Here is a 20670-nt window from a genome sequence, read left to right on the forward strand (position 1 = left end):
GCGGTTGCGATTAGGTCACAGTTCAGCCGTTGCGTGAACGACCATCAAGCGAAACCGAGAGGCGGGTCGGTGAGAAACGGAAGGCGTACGGCACGGGGTGCCAACATCCAGGCGGGAGTGCGATCGACCGGACGCGTGATGGTCAGAGTATCGGCACCGGTATGGCGGCGCGCGCGGGCAGGTCCGCGCGGGGGGTGGCCCGTCATGGTGTCTTTCTCCCTCGTGGCTTCCCGGCATGAAAGAAAAAATTCGCTCTGAATCAAGCTAAATCACTGTTTTTATTGGAATAAAACGCCGGTTGGCTGACGCCTTCGTGGAGTCAGTCCTCGACTCTACCATGCCCCCCGACGTCGATCTAGCGCAACCCGGCGAAGGCCGCTGCAGCCGGACGGGATTCATCGGATGTAAGCGCTAGCCGCACGGTCTCACGTGCGAGAAGATAGGCGCGCATTTTCGTACGTCACTCGCTCATTGCCTGACAAGGAAGTTTCATGATTCGTCGCCTACCGGTTTCGCTGCTCCTGACACTGTTGATGCCCCTGGCCGGCTGCCAGGTCAGCGCCAGTACCACCGATATAGCGGGCCGCGATGCCACGCTGGCACCCGAGGCCGGCCAGGCAACGGGCGCCGCGGACCACGAAGCTGGAGAACCCGTTGCGCGTTCGGTACGCCAGGACTTCGCCGCCTGGGTCGCCGACTTTCGTCGCCAGGCGCTGGGCGAGGGCATCAACGCGGTGACGCTGGCAGCGGCGTTCGATGACGTCCGCTACCTGCCGCGTATCATCGAGCTCGACCGCGCCCAGCCGGAATTCACCCGCCAGGTCTGGGACTATCTCGACACCGCGGTTTCGGCGGCCCGGGTCGAGCAGGGCCGTGCGCAACTCGCCGAGCATCAAGCCTCGATCCAGGCCGCCAGCCGGCGTTATGGCGTACCGGCCGAGATCCTGGTGGCGATCTGGGGCATCGAGAGCAATTACGGCAGCAACTTCGGCAACTTCTCGACCATCGACGCGCTGGCCACGCTGGGCTACGACGGTCGCCGTCCCGACTTCGCGCGCAGCGAGCTGCTCGCGGCGCTGCGCATCCTGCAGCGTGGCGACATCGATCGCGAGCACATGCGCGGCTCTTGGGCCGGGGCCATGGGCCACACTCAGTTCCTGCCGTCGAGCTTCGAGGATCACGCCCGCGACGCCGATGGCGATGGCCGGCGTGACATCTGGGGCAGCATCGCCGATGTCATGGCCTCGACCGCCAATTACCTGGCCGACGCCGGCTGGCGCCAGGGCGAGCCGTGGGGCAGCGAGGTGCGACTGCCCGAGGGGTTCGATTACGCCCAGACCGAGCTCGACGTGCGCCGCTCGTCTCAGGCGTGGCTGGAGCAAGGCGTGCGTGGCGTTCGCGGCGCGCAGCTGCCAGCGCTCGATCAGGCCTCGGTCATCGCCCCGGCCGGTGCCCACGGACCGGCCTTCCTGGTGGGGCACAACTTTCGGGTGATCATGCGTTATAACGCCTCGACCAGCTATGCGCTGGCGGTCGCCCTATTGTCCGAGCGGCTGGCCGGCGAGCCGGGACTGGTCGGTGACTGGCCGCGTCAGGAACCGGCGCTGTCGCGCAGCCAGGTCAAGCGCCTCCAGCAACTGCTCAACGCGCATGGCTTCGATGTCGGTGCGCCGGATGGGGTGATCGGGCCGAATACCCGGCGCGGGCTGCGCGAATACCAGCGCAGCCTGGGGCAAACGCCGGACGGCTTCGCCACCGTGGAGTTGCTCGAGCGGCTCGCCGCCGACTGAGGCCGACAATGCGCTAAGCCGCTAAACTCAAGACTCACAAGGAAGGCGTGAGGAGACGAAGATGAAGGGACGCTATCGCTGGCCGCTGGTCATCGTCGTCGTGCTGGTCGTCGGCCTGGTCGCGCTGCGCATGGCCCTGCCCGGGCTGGTGCGCGACTACCTCAACGAGCAACTCGCCGACATGGGTGCCTACCGCGGGCATATCGAGGACGTCGACCTGGCCCTGTGGCGTGGCGCCTATACGATCAACGGCCTGACCATCGTCAAGGCGGAGGAGGAGACGCAGGTGCCGTTCTTCCGCGCCGATGCGCTCGACCTTTCGGTCAGCTGGCGAGCGCTGTGGAAGGGCGCGATCGTCGCCGAGGCGGTGTTCATGAGCCCCGAGCTGAACTTCGTCGATACCCCCGGCGAAGGGGGCGGCCAATCCGGCGAGGGCACCGACTGGCGGATGGCGATGCAGGAGTTGCTGCCGATCGAGCTCAACCTGTTGCGGGTGGTCAACGGCCGGGTTCACTTCCGCAACTTCAGCTCGCAGCCGCCGGTGGACCTGGAGATTTCCGAACTCGACGCCACGGCCACCAACCTGAGCAATGCCGACCGCCGCGAAGGCGCGCAGGTGGCCGACATCGACGCCACGGGGCTGATGCTCAATCAGGCGTCTACCGAATTCCACGCCAGTATCGATCCGCTCGGCGACATGCAGGATTTCACCATGCAATTGCGGGTGACCGGCATCGATCTGACCCGGCTCAACGAGCTGACCGAGGCCTACGGCAACTTCAACTTCGAGTCGGGCTCGGGGGATTTCGTGATGGAACTCGAGGCCAACGATGGCCAGTTGCAGGGCTTCGCCAAGCCACTGCTCGATAACGTCGACATCCTTGATCTCGAGGAGGACGCCGAGGAGGGTGTGCTCAACGCCGCCTGGGAGGCCCTGGTCGGCGGGGTCGGCTGGCTGTTCCGCAATCACCCCGAGGATCGCCTGGCCTCGCAGATAGAGATCCGCGGCAACCTCGACCAGCAGGACATCAGCGCCTGGCAGGCATTCGTCTCGGTACTGCACAACGCCTTCGTCGACGCCTACCAGGCCAACTTCAAGAAGGAATAGCCGTCACCGGTCTTGGCGGACCGGCCCTTTGGCCAGGGGGCAGCGGCACTGCTCAGAAAAGCCGCGCCAGCAAGGCGGTGACCGCCGTCTCGACGCGCAGGATGCGCTCGCCGAGGTGGATGCCCCGGCAGCCCGCGGCGAGCAAACACTCCACCTCGTAGGGAATGAAGCCACCCTCGGGGCCGATCAGCAGCACGCTGGCTTGGTCGATGCCGCGCGGGCAGGGTTCGTCCATTCCCGGGTGGGCGAGCAGCCCCTGCCGGCCGGCCAGCAGCCCGGGCAGCCGGTCCTCGATGAACGGCTTGAAGCGCGGCTCGCAGGTGACCGTCGGCAGAACGGTATCGCGCGCCTGCTCGAGCCCCAGCACCAGATGGTCGTGGATCTTCGTCGGTGCCAGTTCGGGCGACTGCCAATAGCTCTTCTCGACGCGTCGCGTGTGCAGCAGGGTGATCCGCTTGACCCCCAGCGCGGTGACGTGCTCCAGCGTCCGGGCCAGCATGCGCGGGCGCGGCAGGGCCAGCACCAGGTGCACCGGCAGCGGCGGCGGGGGCGGCTGGTCGAGAGCGAGCTCGGCGAACAGCGCCGCATGCGCGTCCAGCGTCGCCAGTCGCGCCGTGCCCCAGCGGCCATCGCGGACACCCACCGTCAGGCTGTCGCCGGGTGTGGCGCGATGCACCTCGCGCAGATGGCGCAGGCGGCGCGGGTCGCTGACGCGAGCCTGGCCGTCGGCGTCCAGGTCGGCGGGGTCGAGCAGGATCAGATTCATGGGCACTCCGGGCACGCGGACGGCCATGATAGCCGAGGGCGCTGCGACTGACAGTGGTTTGCAGCTATGGTTTGCAAGAAAAGGGGTGCGGTGCACAATGCATCGTTACCGACTAACGATGAGGAACAGCGCCGTGCGAGTGATACGTAAATATGCCAATCGCCGACTCTACGATACCCAGCAGAGTCGTTACGTGACGCTCGAGGATCTGCGGCGACTGATTCTCGACGACGAGCCGTTCCGTGTCGAGGACGCCAAGAGCGGCGAGGACCTGACGCGGACCATCCTGCTGTCGATCATCATCGAGCAGGAGCAGGCCGACAGCGACGCCGAGGTGTTCTCCAACGACCTGCTGACCCAGATGATCCGGATCTACGCCATGTCGCAGCCATTGCCGCTGGCGCGTTACCTGGAGCAGGGCACCCAGCTGATGCTCGAGCAGCAGAAGCACTTCAAGGACCAGTGGCAGCAGGCCATGCGCCACACGCCGATGGAATTGATGCGCGAGATGGCCGAGGAGAACATGCGCTTCTGGCAGCAGACGATGAACCGCACCCAGCAAAAGCGCGAAGACGGCGAGGACGACTGAGCCCGTCGCGGCCGGGCAGCGCGTCACGCTTTCTGACATAATGCCGCGGATCGATTCCCCACTCGCGAGCAAGGTTAGTCAATGAAGGTTCTGATCATCGGCGGCGGTGGCCGCGAGCACGCCCTGGCCTGGAAAGCCGCTCAGTCTCCCTACGTGGATTGCGTGTATGTCGCGCCCGGCAACGCCGGCACGGCGCGCGAGCCCAAGCTGACCAACGTGGCGATCGCCGCCGACGATCTGGCCGGGCTCGAAGCCTTCGCCCGCGAGCAGGCGATCGGGCTGACCATCGTCGGCCCCGAGGCGCCGTTGGTCGCCGGCGTGGTCGATCGCTTCCGCGCCGCCGGCCTGGCGATCTTCGGGCCGACCCAGGCGGCGGCCCAGCTCGAAGGCTCCAAGGCGTTCACCAAGGACTTCCTGGCCCGCCACGCGATCCCCAGCGCCGAATACGCGACCTTCACCGCCGTCGAGCCGGCGCTGGCCTACCTGGCCGAGCGCGGCGCGCCGATCGTCATCAAGGCCGACGGCCTGGCCGCCGGCAAGGGCGTGATCGTGGCCATGAGCGACGCCGAGGCCGAGGCGGCGATCCGCGACATGCTCGAGGCCAACGCTTTCGGCGACGCTGGCGCGCGGGTGGTGATCGAGGAGTTCCTCGACGGCGAGGAGGCCAGCTTCATCGTCATGGTCGACGGCGAGCATGTGTTGCCGATGGCCACCAGCCAGGACCACAAGCGCGCCGGCGACGGCGATAGCGGTCCCAACACCGGCGGCATGGGCGCCTACTCGCCGGCGCCGGTGGTGACCGAGGCGGTCTACCAGCGCGTCATCGACGAAGTGATCCTGCCGACGGTGCGTGGCATGGCCGCCGAGGGGCATCCCTACTCAGGCTTTCTGTACGCCGGGCTGATGATCGATGCCCAGGGCGCGCCCAAGGTGATCGAGTACAACTGCCGCTTCGGCGATCCCGAGACCCAGCCGATCCTGATGCGCCTCAAGAGCGACCTGGTCAAGCTGTGCCTGGCCGGCGCCGAAGGCCGGCTTAACGGCGAGACCTGTGAGTGGGACACGCGTGCCGCGGTGGGCGTGGTGATGGCCGCCGGCGGCTATCCGGGCAGCTACCGCAAGGGCGATGCGATCGAGGGGCTGGAAGCCGCCGAAGCCGCCGGCTGCAAGGTCTTCCATGCCGGGACGGCGGAAAACGACCAAGGTCGGATCGTCACCAGCGGTGGCCGCGTGCTATGCGTAACCGCCTTGGGCGAGCGGGTCTCGCGCGCCCGCGATCGCGCCTACGACGGGGTCGCCGCGATCCACTGGGACGAAGCCCTCTATCGTCGCGACATCGCCTATCGGGCGGTGGCCCGGGAGTCCTGACGGCTACCGTCACGCACGCGCCTACTGACAGGGAGTTGACCATGCAACGACTCGACATCGAGTTTCCGCAGGCCCAGTGCCTGCATCGGTACGCCCTGGCGGTGCGCATCAGCGATATCAACTACGGTCGCCACCTCGGCCACGACGCCATCGTCGGCCTGCTGCACGAAGCCCGTGCGCAGGCCTTCGAGGCGCTGGGTCATCACGAATGGGACGTCGCCGGCCATCCCAGCGTGGTCGCCGAGCTGGCCATCCAGTACCGCAGCGAGTCGCGCTGGGGCGACGCGCTGACCGCGGAGACCGCCATCCCGCCGGTCGAGGGCAAGGCGCTGACCGTGTACCAGCGGCTGGTGCGGCCCGCCGATGAGCGCACGGTGGCCGTGGCACGCATCGGGCTGGTGCTGCTCGACCCCGAGCAGGGCCGTCCGGTCGACGTGCCGGCGAGCTTCAACGACGCCCTGGCCGCCGCCCAGCGCGTGGGAGCCCGCTGAGATGTCCCGCGAGTATCCGATCGTCGCGGTGACCGGCTCGTCGGCCGCCGGCACCACCACCGTGCGCCGCACCTTCGAGCGCATGTTCACCCGCGAGGACGTCCACGCCGCCTTCGTCGACGGCGACGCCTTCCATCGCTACACCAAGGAAGAGCTGACGCGAATCTTCCGCGAGGAGCCCGAGCGCACCGACGAACTCTCGCATTTCGCGGTGGGCGCCAACCTGCTCGACCGCCTCGAGGCGCTGTTCAATGAGTACGGCGAACAAGGCTCCGGCACCTACCGGCATTACATTCATGCCGAAGACAAGCGCATGATCGAGGCCGGCTACAAGGTCGGCACCTTCACCGAATGGCAGGACCTGCCGTGCGGGACCGACCTGCTGTTCTACGAGGGATTGCACGGCGGGCTGGTCACCGGCGACTGCGACATCGCCCGGCACGTCGACCTGCTGGTCGGCGTGGCGCCGACCATGAACCTCGAGTGGATCCAGAAGATCGATCGCGACACCAAGCTGCGCGGCTATACCCAGGAGGCGGTGATCGACACCATCCTGGGGCGCATGCACGACTACGTGCGCTACATCCAGCCGCAGTTCTCGCGCACCCACATCAATTTCCAGCGCGTGCCCACGGTGGATACCTCCAACCCCTTCGAGATCCAGGACATCCCCACCGACGCCGAGTCGTTCGTGGTGATCCGCTTCCGCGATCCGTCGACGGTGGACTTCCCCTATCTGCTGGCGATGATCCAGGATGCCTTCATGAGTCGTCCGCACACCCTGGTGGTGCCCGGCGCGCGGCTGTCGCTGGCGATGGAACTGATTCTCGGGCCGCTGGTGCGTCATCTGCTGGCCCAGCGCCGCTTTCGTTGACGACTGTTATCACTGGCGAGGAGAGAGCCATGGATTGCCTGTTCTGCAAGATGATCGACCGCGAGATCGAGCCCGACGTGGTCTACGAGGACGACCACGTGCTGGCCTTCAACGACATCAACCCGCAGGCGCCGCGCCACGTGTTGATCGTGCCCAAGAAGCACATCGCCACCTTGAACGACATCGAGGAGGGCGATCTCGCAGTGGTCGGCCGGCTGCAGTTCACCGCCGCCAACCTGGCCCGTGAGTTCGGCTTCGCCGACGACGGTTATCGGGTGGTGATGAACTGCAATGAAGACGGCGGCCAGTCGGTCTATCATATACACATGCACCTGCTGGGCGGCCGCCGCTTTACCTGGCCGGCTGGGTAGCCGGCGATCGGCGCACGAGTCGCGATCCCCCAGAGCGCGCGTCTCCAACGGGGCATACCGGGCCGTTCACGACCGTCGTCGCGCGCGGCCCGTCTCGTTAGACGCTGCATTGACGCACGCTGCCTCACATAGCCTTATCGATCGAGGAAACCGCCATGCTTCGCAAGCTGACTCGCAGCGATCAGCTGATCCACCAGTTCGATACCATCCTGCGGACCCTGGTGCCGCACGCCGCGCAGCCATCGCGGCCGTCGCCCGCCGGCGCTACCCGTGACGAGTCGCTCGATGAGCTCGAGCGGCGCCACGCCATCGGGCTCATGCGCATCAACCATACCGGCGAGGTATGCGCCCAGGCGCTCTATCAGGGGCAGGGAATGACCGCCAAGCTCGCCGATACCCGTGTGCAGATGGAGCAGGCCGCGCAGGAGGAGATCGACCACCTGGCCTGGTGCGATGCGCGATTGGTCGAACTCAACGGGCGCACCAGCTATCTCAATCCGCTGTTCTACGCCGCCTCGTTCGGCATGGGCGCGCTGGCCGGTGCCGTCGGCGACCGACTCAGCCTGGGCTTCGTCAACGCCACCGAGGAGCAGGTCGGCAAGCATCTCGATGCGCACCTCGAGCAGTTGCCGCGCGGCGACCGGCGCTCGCGCGAAGTGCTCGAGCAGATGCGCGAGGACGAGGCCCATCATGCACGCTGGGCGCTCGAAGCCGGCGGCACGCGTTTCCCGGCGCCGGTCAAGTGGGGCATGTCGTTGATGTCGAAGGTGATGACTCGCAGCGTGTATCGCTTCTGAGCGGCCAGCGATGAGCGAAGCGATCCACACCCGCTTTCTGGCTATCGCCGAGGCGCTCAGCCCAGCGCTTCACGATGCCATGGTTCGTGGCGGCCCGGTCGCGTTGCAAGGCGACGCCGGAGCGCCGCTGGCCGAGCGGCTATGTCGCTCGGTGGCCGGCCAGCAACTCTCGGTCAAGGCGGCGCGCTCGATCTGGACCCGGGTCGAAGTTGCGTGCGGAGAAATGGCGTTGACCGAGTTCTTCCACGACGGCAACTTTGAGGCGATCCGCGCCTGCGGCTTGTCGTCCGCCAAGGTTCGGTCGATCTGCGCCATCGCCGCCGAGGCTCGCGCCGGCGGGCTGGAGGCCGAGACGCTACGCCCGCTCGACCCCGTCGAGCGGGCGAGCCGGCTGACCGCGCTGTGGGGCGTCGGTCAGTGGACGGCGGACATGATCTCGATCTTCTATTTCGGCGACGAGGACGTCTGGCCCGATGGCGACGTCGCCGCCCGCAAGACCCTGACCCGGCTGACCAGCCCGCGGCGCAAGACCGTGCGCACCGCCGCGCGCTTCGCCCCGCACCGCTCTTATCTCGCCCTGTATATGTGGCGCCACGTCGACGCACCTCCGCTCTAGCCGCGCAGCGTTCCCGCCATCACCGCCCCAGTAGCGGACGCCGCACCCTGCGGCTCCCCAGCAGGACGCCGAGCAGCACCGTGGCGCCCACGGCGAGGCCGATTTCGCGACGGTGGGTGGTTGCCCACAGCTGCATGCTTTGGGGGTGGGCTTCATTGTTGAAGCGCCCACGGGCGCCCCGGTCGCCGGTGACCGGCTGCCACAGATTGTCGGCGCGACTCGAATCTTCCGGCTCGCCGGTCTGCTGGCCGCTGACGGCGTTATGAGCCAGATAGCGGTCCATCAGCCCCGGCGCGAGCTTGTTGCCCCAGATGGTCAGCAGCGAAGAGATACCGACGTAGAGCTGGCGACGACGATGATGGGCCGCCCAGTAGATCGCGCGTGCACCGACCTCGGGCTGGTAGACCGGGGCGACAGGCCGCGCGCGTTTGGGCAGATGGCTGCGGCACCAGTCGAACTGCGGCGTATTGAGCCCCGGCATTTCGACGAGCGTGACATGCACGTGGCTGCCCTCGTTCATCAGCTCGCAGCGTAGCCCCTCGGTATAACCCTTGATGGCGTGCTTGGCGCCGCAATAGGCGGTCTGCAGCGGAATCGGCCGGTAGGCGAGCGCCGAGCCGACCTGCACGATGGTTCCGTGGTCGCGTGGACGCATGCGCTTGAGCGCCGCCAGGGTGCCGTTGACGTTGCCCAGGTAGGTGACTTCGGTGACCCGCTTGAATTCCTCGGCGCTCATCTCGTGCAGCGGCGAGAACACCGTGGTCATGGCGCCGTTTATCCAGATGTCGATGGGGCCGAGTTCGGCCTCGATGCGCTCGGCGGCGGCCTCGACCTGCCGGGCGTCGGCGACGTCGGCGCTGACCACGACCGACCGGGCGCCGAGCGCCTCGACCTCGCTGCGCACCGCCTCGAGCCGCCTCGGGTCGCGTCCGATCAATCCGAGATGGGCGCCGTGGCGGGCAAATTCGCGGGCCGTGGCGCGGCCCAGGCCGGCGCTGGCGCCGGTGATCACGACGATTTCATGCCGCTCGCTATGTGCGTTCATTCCACCTCCTTGTTTCCGGAATGATGAATCAGTGTCCATGCTCGTCGTCGGGCATCAGCGCCGACGACTCAGTTTCCACAGCGCCAACCCGGCCGCAGCCATGGCGCCGGCGGTCACCGCGGCGCGCTGGTTGGCGCGCCGCTGGGCATGTCGACGGCGCTCGACGATAGCGGCTTCCGGCGGGTGCTGGCTGACGGGCGCCTGGTCGAGCGCCATCTGCAGCACCTCGGCGATATGCAGCGCCTGGCGTGGCGTGGTCTGGCCTATTTGCTCGCGGCAGCTGAAGCCGTTGGCGATGATCAACGTGTCTTCGTCGGCATCGCGGACCTTGGGCAGCAGCACGCGTTCGCCGGCACCGATCGAGACGTTGTACTTCTCGCGCTCGAAACCGAACGAACCGGACATGCCGCAGCAACCGGAGTCGAGTACTTCGTAGTCGAGCCCCATCTTCTCGAGCAGTTGCTTTTCGGCGTCGAGATGCACGATCGCCTTGTGGTGGCAGTGGCCGTGCACCAGCGCCTTGCGCCTGAGCTGCGGCGGTTCGTAGCCGTCGGTGTGGTGGATCAGGAACTCGCTGAGCATGACGCTGTTTTCCCTGAGCCGGTTGGCGCGGTCATCGTCGGGAAACAGATTGGTGAGCTCGTCGCGGAACACCGACACGCACGACGGCTCAAGACCGATGATCGGCATGTCGTTGTCGATCTGCTCGCTCAGCGTGTCCATGACGTTGTGCAGGTACTCCTTGGCATTGTCGAGCATGCCGAAGTCATAGAACGGGCGTCCGCAGCACATCCCTTCGGGGGGCGGTACCACACGGTAGCCCGCTGCTTCGAGTACCCTGGTCGCCGCCTGTGCGGTATCGGGGTAGAAGTGGTTGTTGAAGGTGTCCGCCCACAGCATCACCGGCGTGCCGTGCTCGTTGACGATCGGGCGCTTGGCGAACCAGGCCTTGAAGGTCTCGGGCGCGTACACCGGAACCTGGCGCTGCTCGGGCATCGACACGACGCGCTTGGCGATGGTGCGCAACACCGGCGCCTGGGTGACGAAGTTGGTCAGTACCGGTAGCTTCGAGGCCAGCCGCGACCAGCGATCGATGAAGCCGAAGGCATAATGCGGAATCGGCCGCAGCCGCCCCTCATAGTAGTGCGAGAGGAATTCGGCCTTGTAGGTCGCCATGTCGACGCTGACCGGACAATCACCCTTGCAGCCTTTGCAGGCTAGGCATAGATCGAGCGACTCCTTGACCTCTTCCGAGCGCCAGCCCTCCTTGATCACGCCGCCATCCATCATTTCGAACAAGAGCCGCGCGCGTCCGCGGGTAGTGTGCTTCTCCTCGCGGGTGACCATGTAGCTGGGACACATGGTGCCGCTTTCGTCGCTGCGGCACTTGCCGACGCCAACGCAACGGATCGCGGCTTCCGAGAAACGCCGCGAGTCGTCGGGGTAGGCGAACTGGGTTTCGGGCTCGTCCGGATGGTAGTTGAGCAGGCGTAGGTTCTCGTCGAGCCGGTAGGCATCGACGACCTTGCCGGGATTCATCTTCCACTGCGGGTCCCAGATGCGCTTGAATTCGCGGAAGGCCTCGACCAGCTCCTTGCCGTACATCCTATCGAGCAACTCGGCGCGCGCCTGGCCGTCGCCGTGCTCGCCGGATAGCGATCCGCCGTAGGAGGTGACCAACTCGGCGGCTTCTTCCATGAAATCGCGAAATTTATCGACGCCTTCCTCGGAGCGCAGGTCGAAGTCGATGCGCGAATGGATGCAGCCCTGACCGAAGTGACCGTACAGCGCGCCGACGTAGCCGTATTTGTCGTAGAGCTTGTGCAAATCGCGCACGTAGTTGCCGACGTCCTTGGGCGCGACAGCGGAATCCTCCCAGCCCGGCCAGTGTGGTTGCTTATCCGGCGGTGGAAAGGCGGTCGCGCCGAGCCCCGCCTCGCGCACGGTCCACAGCTGGGCGGCATGTTCCTTGTCGTCGATGATCTGGTAGCCGGTGGGCGCGCTTTTGGTCTTTTTGAGTTCTTCGATGAGATCCTTGGCCTTCTTGTCGGTCTCCTCGGCGTTGTCGCCGCCGAATTCGACCAGCAGATAGGCGCATCCTTCGGGCAGCTTCTTGAGCACGCCTTCATGCATGTGCTGCTTGATCTCGTCGCTGAACAGGCGATGGTCGATGCCTTCCACCGCGATCGGCTGGGCCTTCATGATCGTGTCGGCGTGGTCGCCGGCGGCAGCGATGTCTTCGAAGCCGATCACCGTCAGCGTGCGGTGCTTGACGTTCCGGGTCAGCTTGAGGGTGGCGTGGAGCACCGTCATGCAGGTGCCTTCGGTGCCGCACATCGCGCTTGCCAGGTTGAAGTTGTTCTCGGGCAACAGATCGTCGAGGTTGTAGCCCGACACGCGCCGCGGCATGTTCTCGATCTGCGGGTAGTACTTGCGAATCTGATCGGCGTACTTGTCGCGCAGAGCCTTGAGCCTGGCGAATATCTCGCCCTTGCGCCCGCCCTCGCTGATGATCGCGTCGATTTCCTCTTCGCTGTAACGATCCTTGAGCGTCATGCGTACGCCGTCGTAGGTCAGGATGTCCAGCGAATGCACGTTGTCGCTCGAACGTGGGCCATGGCCGTAGAACTGCGCCTGCACCGAGTGGATGCCGCAGGAGTTGTTGCCGATGTTGCCGCCCACGGTACACCACTTGTGGGTGGACGGATCGGGGGGGAAGACAAGGTTGTAGGGACCGAGCGCCTGGTTGACCTTGTCGTTGATGGCCCCGGGTTGCACCGTGATCCGCTGCTTGTCGGCATCGATGTCGACGATCTTGTCGAGGTATTTCGAGTGATCCATCACCACCGCATGATTGACCGTCTCCCCTGACAGGCTGGTTCCCGCCCCGCGTGACAGCAGGGGCACGTCGAAGGCGTGACACAAGCGGTGCGTGGCGACGATATCCTCGATGGTTCTGGGGATCACGACGCCGATCGGCGGCTGGCGATAGTTCGAGGCGTCGTTGGCGTAGAGCGCCCGGCTACCGGCATCGAAGCGGACTTCCCCGTCGATGACGGCGCTCAGTTCCTCGGCGAGATCCCGGAAGTCGCCGCGCGAGTCGCTACTCGAGGGTTCGGATAATGGATGGTTCACCGTGGCCTCCTTGCGTCGTGGTGATGGATTGTTCAAACGAGCATGTACCTCAGACCCGGTAGCGCGCGGCCGCCTCCCGGTCGAGACTCAGGCCCAGGCCGGGACGCGCGAGATTGGGCTGCAGATGGCCTTCGACCGGGCCGACATTGCCCTCGAACAGCAAGGCTTCGATGCGCGCGTGGTCGTGAAAGTATTCGAGATGGCGTACCGGCTTGGCGCAGCAGCCCGGATGCAGGTGGATCGCCGGCGCGGTGTGCGACGACAGGGGGATCTTCCACGCATCGCATAGCGCCGCGACATCGAGAAAGCCGGTGATCCCGGCGCAGCGGGTGGCATCGGCCTGCATCACGTCGACCGTCTGGGCTTCGAGCATGCGGCGAAAGTAGGGCAGATCGTAGCCGTACTCGCCGGCGGAGATCTCGACGCCGCCGGGCACTCGGTCGCGCAGCAGGCGCAGCCCCTCGGGATCGTCGGAAGACACCGGCTCCTCGTACCAGCTCACCCCCAGCGCCGGAAACAGCTCGGCCATGGCCAATGCCTGCTTGCGCGCATAGGCGCCGTTGGCGTCGACATAGAGCTCCGCCTCGGGACCGATGGCGTCGCGCGCCAGGCGGATGCGCTGGGGGTCCGCCGCCGGCTCGCGGCCGATCTTCATCTTGACCCGCGGGATGCCGGCCTCGACCCAGCCGGCGAGTTGGCGACACAGTTGATCCTGCGAATAGGCGGTAAAGCCACCGCTGCCGTAGACCGCCACCGACTCGCGCACGGGGCCCAGCAGCGTCGCCAGCGGCACCTCGAACAGGCGCGCCTTGAGATCCCAAAGCGCGATGTCCACCGCGGCAATCGCCATCGAGCAGATTCCCGGCCTGCCGAGATTGCGGATCGCCTCGACCATGGCCAGCCAACACTCGCGGGTCGCCATGGCGTTACGCCCATGGATCACCCCGGCCAGCTTGTCGTCGATCAGCCTGGCACAGGCCGGGTCACCGTAGGTGTAACCCAGCCCGGTGCAGCCGCCGGCGCTGATCTCGACCAGCACCAGCGTGGTCGAATCCCAGGCCAGGGTGCCGTCGGATTCGGGCTGGTCGGTGGGTATGGTATAGACCGAAGTCTCTACCGCTTCGACCGGCACGTGGCTCGTCACCATTTGTCGCGTCTCCCGATTGGCTCAGTGCTTGCGTACCTTGGGCACGATCTCCCGGGCGAACTGCTTGAACGAGGCCTTGATGATGCCCAGCGAATCGGGATCGCCATGGATCAGCGCCGACATGTAGGCCTTGGCCTGTTCGCGCTTGATATGCGGCGGAATCGGCGGCACGTCGGGGTCGGTCTTGACCTCGAGCACCACCGGGCGGTCGGCGTTGAGCGCACGGTCCCAGGCGCCGGCCAGCGCTTCGGGCTCGTCGACCTTGATGCCCTTGAGACCGATCAGCTCGGCGTACTCGGCATAGGGGAAATCGGGCAGATCCTGCGAGCCGGTATACTTGGGGTCGCCCACCTGGACGCGCATCTCCCAGGTCACCTGGTTGAGATCCTGGTTGTTGAGCACCAACACCACCAGCCGCGGATCGCTCCAGCGTTGCCAGTACTTGGCGATGGTCACCAGTTCCGAATTGCCGTTCATCTGCATCGCGCCATCGCCGACCATTGCGATCACGGCGCGCTCGGGATGCGCCAGCTTGGCGGAAATCGCGTAGGGCACCCCGCAGCCCATGGTCGCCAGCCCACCCGATACCGTGGCCTGCATGCCGCGGCGCAACTTGAGATCGCGCGCGAACCAGTTGGCCGACGAGCCGGAGTCGGCGATCAGGATGCTGTTGTCGGGCAGTTTCGGCGAGAGCTCCCAGAACACCCGCTGCGGGTTGACCGGGTTGGCGCTGGCCATGGCACGCTCTTCGAGCATCTCCCACCACTGCGCGACGCTCTTCTCGAGTTCCTCGCGCCAGCTGCGGTCGGTCTTGTACTCCAGGTAGGGAAGCAACGCCCTGAGCGTGGCGGCGCTGTCACCGATCAGGTTGACCTCCATGGGATAACGCATGCTCAACATGCGCCCGTCGATGTCGATCTGCACGCCGCGGGCCTGGCCCTCCTCGGGGAGGAATTCCGAGTAAGGGAACGCCGAGCCGATCATCAGCAGGGTGTCGCAGTTCGACATCATCTCCCAGCTGGGATTGGTGCCTAACAGGCCGATCGAACCGGTCACGTAGGGCAGGTCGTCGGGCAGCGCGGCACGCCCCAGCAGCGCCTTGGCGACCCCCGCGCCCAGCTTGTCGGCGACCTCCATCACCTCGTCGGTGGCGTTAAGCGCGCCGGCACCGACCAGGATGCCGACGCGCTTGCCCTCGTTGAGCACCGCGGCGGCGCGTTTGAGATCGTCCTCGTACGGCTGGGTCAGCGGGCGCGGATAGCCGACTCCGGAATGCACCGTGCCGTGGGCATGAGGAGGGGTCTCGACGGCGGGCTGGGTCTGCAGGTCATTGGGAATGATCAGTGCGGTGACCGTGCGATCGGCGATGGCGATCCGCATGCAACGGTCGATCAGATGGCGCACCTGGGCGGGGGTGGTCGCCATGTGTACGTATTCGTTGGCGACATCCTTGTACAACGCCGCCAGGTCGACTTCCTGCTGATAGTCGCCACCCAGCGAACCGCGTGCCTGCTGGCCGACGATCGCCACCACGGGGCGGTGGTCCTTCTTGGCGTCGTAGAGGCCATTGAGCAGGTGGATCGCCCCCGGGCCGGAAGTGGCCAGGCAGACGCCGACTTCGCCAGTGAACTTGGCGTGACCGCAGGCCATGAAGGCGGCCATCTCTTCGTGACGCGTCTGGATGAAATCGAAGCGGTCACCGGCTCGATCCAGCGCGCCCATGATGTCGTTGATGCCATCACCGGCATAGCCGAAGATGCGCCGGACGTTCCATTCGGATAATCGTTTTAGCAGAAAATCACTGACCGTCTCAGTACTCATGTCGAGCTGCCTCCATGCAAGTCATAACGTTAGCAAAGCCGAGCGATAATCCCGATTATATAATCGGGACGCTAACGGTCGATTTCGTTTATTCAGGCTAGAAGCTAGTCAAAGCGATTGGCAGGTTTCAAGGGATGAAAAAAATTCATTAATAAAACGTTAAGGAAATAGGGAGTTTTATGAATTGTTAAACTCATGAAGTGAAGGCCGATTGCTCGCTTAATGCATTTGCAGCACTGATTATTAAGCGTGAAACACCGCTGCTATGCTGGCATCAAGCAAGGTCAAAGGCCTTGCTTGCCGTGGTGTGTCGCGCGAGAGGAGTATCGGTTGATCTCTGTCGCGGTAACGCTAAGTCGGAAGGCTTTTTAGAGATAAGCGCTTTGGAAACATGCCTGCTATTGATGGCACACTGTAAGCTGGCTTGGTAAATTATCTCGTCGTGTAGAAAAACCAATAATTAAAATTATTAGCATTGCGCCGAAAAGGTCGGGTTTTGAAAGCCGTTTCAGGAAGGAGGCGAAGTAAGCGCGACCGCCAAGTACATGTCGACAATTACATTCGAAGGAGCCTCAGCATGGAAGCTGCAGCTAAACGGATCGAAGATTACGGTTTCATCGGCAACATGCGAACGGCGGCCCTGATCAATCGTGATGCGGTCATCGAATGGCTGTGCCTGCCCCGTTTTGATGCCGATGCCTGCTGCGCCGCCCTGCTTGGCGAACGTGATAACGGTTACTGGCAGCTGATGCCGACCGGCTCGGTCGTCTCGCAGACACGGCGTTACCGAGGGGAAACGCTGGTACTGGAAACGGAATTCGAAACCGACACCGGGCGGGTGGCGGTGATCGACTTCATGCCGCTGTGCCAAAAGGGCGATGCCTCGGTCGATGTGATGCGTATCGTCGAAGGTCGCGCGGGACAGGTTGAAATGCGCAGCGATGCGCTGTTTCGCTTCGGTTATGGTGATGTGACGCCGCTGGTGCGTCATGACAAGGGCGTCATGTCGGCGGTTGCCGGCCCGGATGGGTTGCGGCTGGAAGCCGGGGTGCCGCTGAGCGATGGTGCGAGCCGTACGCAAGCCATCTTTAGCGTGGCAGACGGCGAGCGGGTGCCCTTTGTGCTGACATGGTACCAGTCCTATGGGGAAGTGCCGCCGTCCCGCGATGCGGAGCAGGCCCTTGAATCAGTCGAGCAGTGGTGGCGCGACTGGAGTGCGCGCTGTGACGTCGACGATGAGTTTCGTGAGCCGGTAGTGCGCTCGCTGATCACTCTGAAGGCGCTGACCGATGCCGAAACCGGGGGGATCGTCGGGGCGGCCAGCTGTTCGCTGCCCGAGCGGATCGGCGGTGAGGCGAACTGGGACTATCGCTACACCTGGCTGCGCGACGCCACTTTCACCCTCTATGCGCTGCTCTCCTCGGGTTACCAGCAGGAAGCGTATACCTGGCGTCAGTGGCTGTTGCGAGTGGCTGCCGGCGAGCCCGGCAAGCTGCAGCCGATCTATGGCATCGCCGGGGAGCGTCGACTGTTCGAGCACCAGTTGGACTGGCTGTCCGGCTTCAACGGCTGTCGTCCGGTACGTATCGGCAACGGCGCCTTCCAGCAGGTCCAGCTCGATATCTACGGCGAGGTGATGGATGGACTGCACTTCGGGCGTATTCACGACCTCGAACCCAACGAGGCTCTGTGGAGCATCCAATGCCAACTGGTGGATTATCTTGAAGACCACTGGCATCAGAAAGGCTCCAGCCTATGGGAGCTGCGCGGACCCGAAGAGCATTACACCTATTCCAAGGTGATGGCCTGGGTGGCGATCGATCGTGCCATCAAGGGCGCCGAGAAATTCGCTCTCGAAGGCGATGTCGAGCGCTGGAAGCAACTGCGTCAGCAGATTCATGATGAGGTCTGCGACAAAGGCTTTAATCGAGAGCGCAACAGTTTCGTGCAGTATTATGGCAGCGACGCGCTGGATGCCTCCTTGCTGCTGCTGCCGCTGGTGGGCTTCCTGCCCGCCGATGATCCCCGCATCATCGCCACCATCGAGGCAATTCAGCGCGAGCTGACCCATGACGGTTTTGTCTATCGTTTTGTGACCGAGCCCAAGGAGCAGCACCTGACCGACGGGGAGGGTTCCTTCATGGTCTGCGGCTTCTGGCTGGTGGATGATCTACTGCTGCTGGGGCGCCACGACGAGGCGCGCGCGTTATTCGATCAACTGCTGGGCGTGCGCAACGACCTGGGGCTGCTGTCGGAGGAGTATCACCCGATCGAGCAGTGCTTGCTGGGCAATTTCCCCCAGGCCTTCTCGCATGTCGGCCTAATCAACAGTGCGCATAACCTCAGCCGCAGCCGCCATCAACGAAAGCAGCCGGCGCGATCGCGGCAACAGCACTGATCGTGGCAGCCGCGTGGGTCGCGACCGCCTATCGGGTCCCGGTGGCGAGAATGCCGGACCCGTTCAGGCCTCGACGATCTCGTAGGAGTGGGTCATTTCGACGCCGCCCTGGGCGAGCATGATCGACGCGCTGCAATATTTTTCCGCCGACAGTTCGATGGCACGCTGGACCTGCTTCTCCTTGAGTCCGCTGCCGCTCACCGTGAAGTGCACGTGGATCTTGGTGAACACGCTGGGCACGCCGTCGGCGCGCTCGGCCTCGACCGCCGCGACGCAGTCGCTGACCGGCGCCCGCGACTTCTCGAGGATTTCCAGAACGTCGAACGAGGTGCAGGCGCCGAGCCCCATCAGCAGCATCTCCATGGGCCGCGGGCCGGTGTTGCGACCGCCGTGATCCGGCGGGCCATCGATGACCACGCTGTGCCCACTGCCCGACTCGGCGACGAACTGGCGACCGTCGGTCCACTTGACGCTGGCTTTCATGATTGGCGAATCCTCGCTAACGGATGGCTATGAACGGCTGTGAATAATAAGCGCAATGACGCGCGACGACACAGCATACCAGCAAGCCGGTACGGACTCAGCGATCCGCGTCGGACGGGCGCAGCCAGCGATCCAGCTCGGCCAGCCGCGCCGGGGTGCCGACGTCGACCCAATGGCCGCGATGATGGCTGCCGGCGACACGCCCGGCGGCCATGGCCTCGCGCAGTAGCGGGGCGAGCTTGAAGGCGCCAGGCGGCTGGCCGGCGACCAGCGCGGGGTCGATCAGGGCGATGCCGGCGTAGGTCAGGCGCGGTTCGCCGGTCGCCTGCACGCGGCCGGCGGCGTCGAGGTGAAAGTCGCCGATGGCGTGATGCGCGGGGTTGTCGACCAGCACCAGGCGCGCCAGATCGTCGCCCAGCGGTGCCAGCCAATCGCTTTCCAGTGCGCACCAGACGTCGCCGTTGACCAGCAGGAAGGGCGCCTCGCCGAGCAGCGCCAGCGCCTGGCGAATGCCGCCGCCGGTCTCCAGCGGCTCGGCCTCGTGGCTGAAACGGATCGTCAGGCCGTAGTCGCGACCGTCCCCCAGCGCCTCGACGATCTGCGCGGCGCGATAGCTGACGTTGATCACCACCTCGTCGATGCCCAGCGCCGCGAGGCGCTCGAGATGATGGCCGATCAACGGCTTGCCGGCGACGTCGAGCAGTGGCTTGGGACAATGGTCGGTCAGCGGACGCATGCGCGTGCCGAGCCCGGCGGCGAGGATCATCGCCTTCATCGCGGTAGTTCCCTTCTCTATAGTGCTCTGCGCGCCAGCTCGCGGTTCAGCGCCGGTGCGAAATCGTTGTCCAGCCAGGCGCTCAACTCGCCGAAGGCCGGCCAGGGGGCCAGGCTGTCGCGAAGGTGATCGAGAAACAGCGGCAGACGCTCGAGATAGCCGGATTTGGCGTCGCGCAGGGTCAGCCGACAGAAGATCCCCAGCACCTTGAGCGAGCGTTGCGCCGCCATCAGGTCGGCGTGGTAGCGGAACGTCGTGGTGCCGACGCCCTCGGCGAGCCGCCCGTCGGCGATCGCCTCGCGGCGGAATGCCTCGATGCGCGCGGCGTAGTCGAGCTCGTCGAAACGCCGGTAGCGTCCGCGCAGCAGCGAGACCAGGTCGTAGCTGAGCGGCCCGTCGACGGCATCCTGGAAATCGATCAGCCACAGCCGATCTGCGTGGCGCATCAGGTTCATGGCATCGAAGTCGCGGTGCACGGCGACCCGCGGCTGGTCCAGCGCGCTCTCGATCAGCCGGGCGCGGGTGCTCTGCCAGCAGGGCGGCGGAGCGATGCCCAGCAGCCGCTCGAGGCACCAGTCGGGGAACAGGTCGAGTTCGCGGCCGAGCAGTGCGGCGTCGTAGGCCGGCAGCCCCGCCCGCGGCGCCCGGCGTTGTAGCGTGGCGAGCAGCGTCAGCGCCTCACGATAGGCTTCGTCGCTAGAGGCAGCGTCGACCAGGCATAGATGAAGCGGGGTATCGCCGAGATCCTCGAGTTCGAGAAAGCCGCTGTCGAGATCGGCGTGATGCAGCGCCGGCACCGGCAGGCCGGCCTCGCGCCAGGCCTCGGCGACGGCCACGAACGGCCGGCTGTCCTCCTTGTCGGGCGGCGCGTCCATGACGATCCGCGTGGGCTCGTCGTCCAGCCACAGCCGGTAATAGCGTCGGAAGCTGGCGTCGCCGGCGGCCAGTTCGATTCGCAGCCGTTCGCCATCCGCGGCGTGGCGTGCGCCGGCCCAGCGGCGCAGGGCGGCGAGGCGGTCGGTTTGTCGCGCGTCGGCCATGCGGCCTCCTTGGTTGACGGGGTCGGTTCGCCACCGCATGCTGATCTCCTCCCAGC

18 protein-coding genes are annotated in these 20670 nt (G+C 65.4%); 10 read left to right on the forward strand and 8 right to left on the reverse strand.

The window, feature by feature from the left end; all coding sequences use genetic code 11:
• The first annotated feature begins 491 nt into the window (after positions 1-491).
• Entirely contained in the window at positions 492-1790 is a 1299-nt protein-coding gene (locus R6258_RS17625) for a lytic murein transglycosylase (RefSeq protein ID WP_318453086.1), read from the forward strand.
• Positions 1791-1851: 61 nt separating this feature from the next.
• Positions 1852-2898 (forward strand): DUF748 domain-containing protein, encoded by a 1047-nt coding sequence (locus R6258_RS17630; RefSeq protein ID WP_318453088.1) that lies wholly within the window; start codon positions 1852-1854, stop codon positions 2896-2898.
• Between the two features lie 52 nt (positions 2899-2950).
• On the opposite strand, the gene R6258_RS17635 is transcribed toward R6258_RS17630, so the two are convergent.
• Complete coding sequence (locus tag R6258_RS17635; protein ID WP_318453090.1) at positions 2951-3664, reverse strand: 16S rRNA (uracil(1498)-N(3))-methyltransferase; 714 nt, start codon at positions 3662-3664, stop codon at positions 2951-2953.
• 133 nt (positions 3665-3797) lie between these two features.
• Between R6258_RS17635 and phaR the strand changes: the two genes are divergently transcribed.
• From phaR to R6258_RS17670, 7 genes are all read left to right on the forward strand, one after another.
• Positions 3798-4253, forward strand: coding sequence for a polyhydroxyalkanoate synthesis repressor PhaR (phaR, locus tag R6258_RS17640; protein ID WP_318453091.1), 456 nt, complete (start codon positions 3798-3800; stop codon positions 4251-4253).
• Between the two features lie 81 nt (positions 4254-4334).
• Positions 4335-5621 (forward strand): phosphoribosylamine--glycine ligase, encoded by a 1287-nt coding sequence (purD, locus tag R6258_RS17645; RefSeq protein ID WP_318453093.1) that lies wholly within the window; start codon positions 4335-4337, stop codon positions 5619-5621.
• A gap of 41 nt (positions 5622-5662) precedes the next feature.
• Positions 5663-6112, forward strand: coding sequence for a thioesterase family protein (locus R6258_RS17650; protein WP_318453095.1), 450 nt, complete (start codon positions 5663-5665; stop codon positions 6110-6112).
• Position 6113: 1 nt separating this feature from the next.
• Entirely contained in the window at positions 6114-6986 is an 873-nt protein-coding gene (locus R6258_RS17655; protein ID WP_318453097.1) for a phosphoribulokinase, read from the forward strand.
• A 29-nt stretch (positions 6987-7015) separates the two neighbouring features.
• Positions 7016-7357 (forward strand): histidine triad nucleotide-binding protein, encoded by a 342-nt coding sequence (locus tag R6258_RS17660; RefSeq protein ID WP_318453099.1) that lies wholly within the window; start codon positions 7016-7018, stop codon positions 7355-7357.
• Positions 7358-7512: 155 nt separating this feature from the next.
• Positions 7513-8154, forward strand: coding sequence for a 2-polyprenyl-3-methyl-6-methoxy-1,4-benzoquinone monooxygenase (coq7, locus tag R6258_RS17665; RefSeq protein WP_318453101.1), 642 nt, complete (start codon positions 7513-7515; stop codon positions 8152-8154).
• A 10-nt stretch (positions 8155-8164) separates the two neighbouring features.
• Positions 8165-8770 (forward strand): DNA-3-methyladenine glycosylase 2 family protein, encoded by a 606-nt coding sequence (locus tag R6258_RS17670; RefSeq protein ID WP_318453103.1) that lies wholly within the window; start codon positions 8165-8167, stop codon positions 8768-8770.
• Positions 8771-8789: 19 nt separating this feature from the next.
• Here the strand turns inward: R6258_RS17670 and R6258_RS17675 are convergent, their stop codons facing one another.
• Genes R6258_RS17675 through R6258_RS17690 form a run of 4 tightly spaced genes read right to left on the reverse strand, consistent with a single transcriptional unit; the run spans position 8790 to position 15918 of the window.
• Positions 8790-9815, reverse strand: coding sequence for an SDR family oxidoreductase (locus R6258_RS17675; RefSeq protein ID WP_318453105.1), 1026 nt, complete (start codon positions 9813-9815; stop codon positions 8790-8792).
• 54 nt (positions 9816-9869) lie between these two features.
• Positions 9870-12950 carry an FAD-binding and (Fe-S)-binding domain-containing protein gene (locus tag R6258_RS17680; protein WP_318453107.1) on the reverse strand — a complete coding sequence of 1027 codons (3081 nt, stop codon included), beginning with the start codon at positions 12948-12950 and terminating at the stop codon, positions 9870-9872.
• Between the two features lie 49 nt (positions 12951-12999).
• Positions 13000-14097, reverse strand: coding sequence for an enolase C-terminal domain-like protein (locus R6258_RS17685; protein WP_318453109.1), 1098 nt, complete (start codon positions 14095-14097; stop codon positions 13000-13002).
• A 21-nt stretch (positions 14098-14118) separates the two neighbouring features.
• Positions 14119-15918 (reverse strand): thiamine pyrophosphate-requiring protein, encoded by a 1800-nt coding sequence (locus tag R6258_RS17690; protein ID WP_318453111.1) that lies wholly within the window; start codon positions 15916-15918, stop codon positions 14119-14121.
• 496 nt (positions 15919-16414) lie between these two features.
• On the opposite strand from R6258_RS17690, the gene R6258_RS17695 reads away from it, so the two are divergent.
• On the forward strand, positions 16415-18316 hold the full coding sequence (locus tag R6258_RS17695; RefSeq protein ID WP_318453113.1) for a glycoside hydrolase family 15 protein: 1902 nt from the start codon (positions 16415-16417) through the stop codon (positions 18314-18316).
• A 63-nt stretch (positions 18317-18379) separates the two neighbouring features.
• On the opposite strand, the gene R6258_RS17700 is transcribed toward R6258_RS17695, so the two are convergent.
• The 3 genes from R6258_RS17700 to R6258_RS17710 all read right to left on the reverse strand — a co-directional run bounded on the left by R6258_RS17700 (position 18380) and on the right by R6258_RS17710 (position 20614).
• Positions 18380-18799, reverse strand: coding sequence for an OsmC family protein (locus tag R6258_RS17700; RefSeq protein ID WP_318453115.1), 420 nt, complete (start codon positions 18797-18799; stop codon positions 18380-18382).
• Positions 18800-18896: 97 nt separating this feature from the next.
• On the reverse strand, positions 18897-19574 hold the full coding sequence (murU, locus tag R6258_RS17705; RefSeq protein ID WP_318453116.1) for an N-acetylmuramate alpha-1-phosphate uridylyltransferase MurU: 678 nt from the start codon (positions 19572-19574) through the stop codon (positions 18897-18899).
• A gap of 17 nt (positions 19575-19591) precedes the next feature.
• The gene (locus R6258_RS17710) at positions 19592-20614 is read right to left on the reverse strand and encodes an aminoglycoside phosphotransferase family protein (RefSeq protein WP_318453118.1); all 1023 of its coding nucleotides are present in this window, start codon (positions 20612-20614) and stop codon (positions 19592-19594) included.
• Between the last annotated feature and the right edge of the window lie 56 nt (positions 20615-20670).

Origin of the sequence: Halomonas sp. HP20-15, assembly GCF_033446685.1 — a bacterium.
Taxonomy (GTDB): Bacteria; Pseudomonadota; Gammaproteobacteria; order Pseudomonadales; family Halomonadaceae; genus Modicisalibacter.

Coding starts and splice junctions, on each gene's coding strand:
- R6258_RS17655 (WP_318453097.1), top strand. CDS start 6,114: ATGTCCCGCGAGTATCCGATCGTCGCGGTGACCGGCTCGTCGGCCGCC.
- R6258_RS17660 (WP_318453099.1), top strand. CDS start 7,016: ATGGATTGCCTGTTCTGCAAGATGATCGACCGCGAGATCGAGCCCGAC.
- coq7 (WP_318453101.1), top strand. CDS start 7,513: ATGCTTCGCAAGCTGACTCGCAGCGATCAGCTGATCCACCAGTTCGAT.
- R6258_RS17710 (WP_318453118.1), bottom strand. CDS start 20,614: ATGGCCGACGCGCGACAAACCGACCGCCTCGCCGCCCTGCGCCGCTGG.
- R6258_RS17650 (WP_318453095.1), top strand. CDS start 5,663: ATGCAACGACTCGACATCGAGTTTCCGCAGGCCCAGTGCCTGCATCGG.
- R6258_RS17675 (WP_318453105.1), bottom strand. CDS start 9,815: ATGAACGCACATAGCGAGCGGCATGAAATCGTCGTGATCACCGGCGCC.
- R6258_RS17625 (WP_318453086.1), top strand. CDS start 492: ATGATTCGTCGCCTACCGGTTTCGCTGCTCCTGACACTGTTGATGCCC.
- R6258_RS17670 (WP_318453103.1), top strand. CDS start 8,165: ATGAGCGAAGCGATCCACACCCGCTTTCTGGCTATCGCCGAGGCGCTC.
- murU (WP_318453116.1), bottom strand. CDS start 19,574: ATGAAGGCGATGATCCTCGCCGCCGGGCTCGGCACGCGCATGCGTCCG.
- R6258_RS17685 (WP_318453109.1), bottom strand. CDS start 14,097: ATGGTGACGAGCCACGTGCCGGTCGAAGCGGTAGAGACTTCGGTCTAT.
- R6258_RS17630 (WP_318453088.1), top strand. CDS start 1,852: ATGAAGGGACGCTATCGCTGGCCGCTGGTCATCGTCGTCGTGCTGGTC.
- R6258_RS17635 (WP_318453090.1), bottom strand. CDS start 3,664: ATGAATCTGATCCTGCTCGACCCCGCCGACCTGGACGCCGACGGCCAG.
- R6258_RS17690 (WP_318453111.1), bottom strand. CDS start 15,918: ATGAGTACTGAGACGGTCAGTGATTTTCTGCTAAAACGATTATCCGAA.
- R6258_RS17700 (WP_318453115.1), bottom strand. CDS start 18,799: ATGAAAGCCAGCGTCAAGTGGACCGACGGTCGCCAGTTCGTCGCCGAG.
- purD (WP_318453093.1), top strand. CDS start 4,335: ATGAAGGTTCTGATCATCGGCGGCGGTGGCCGCGAGCACGCCCTGGCC.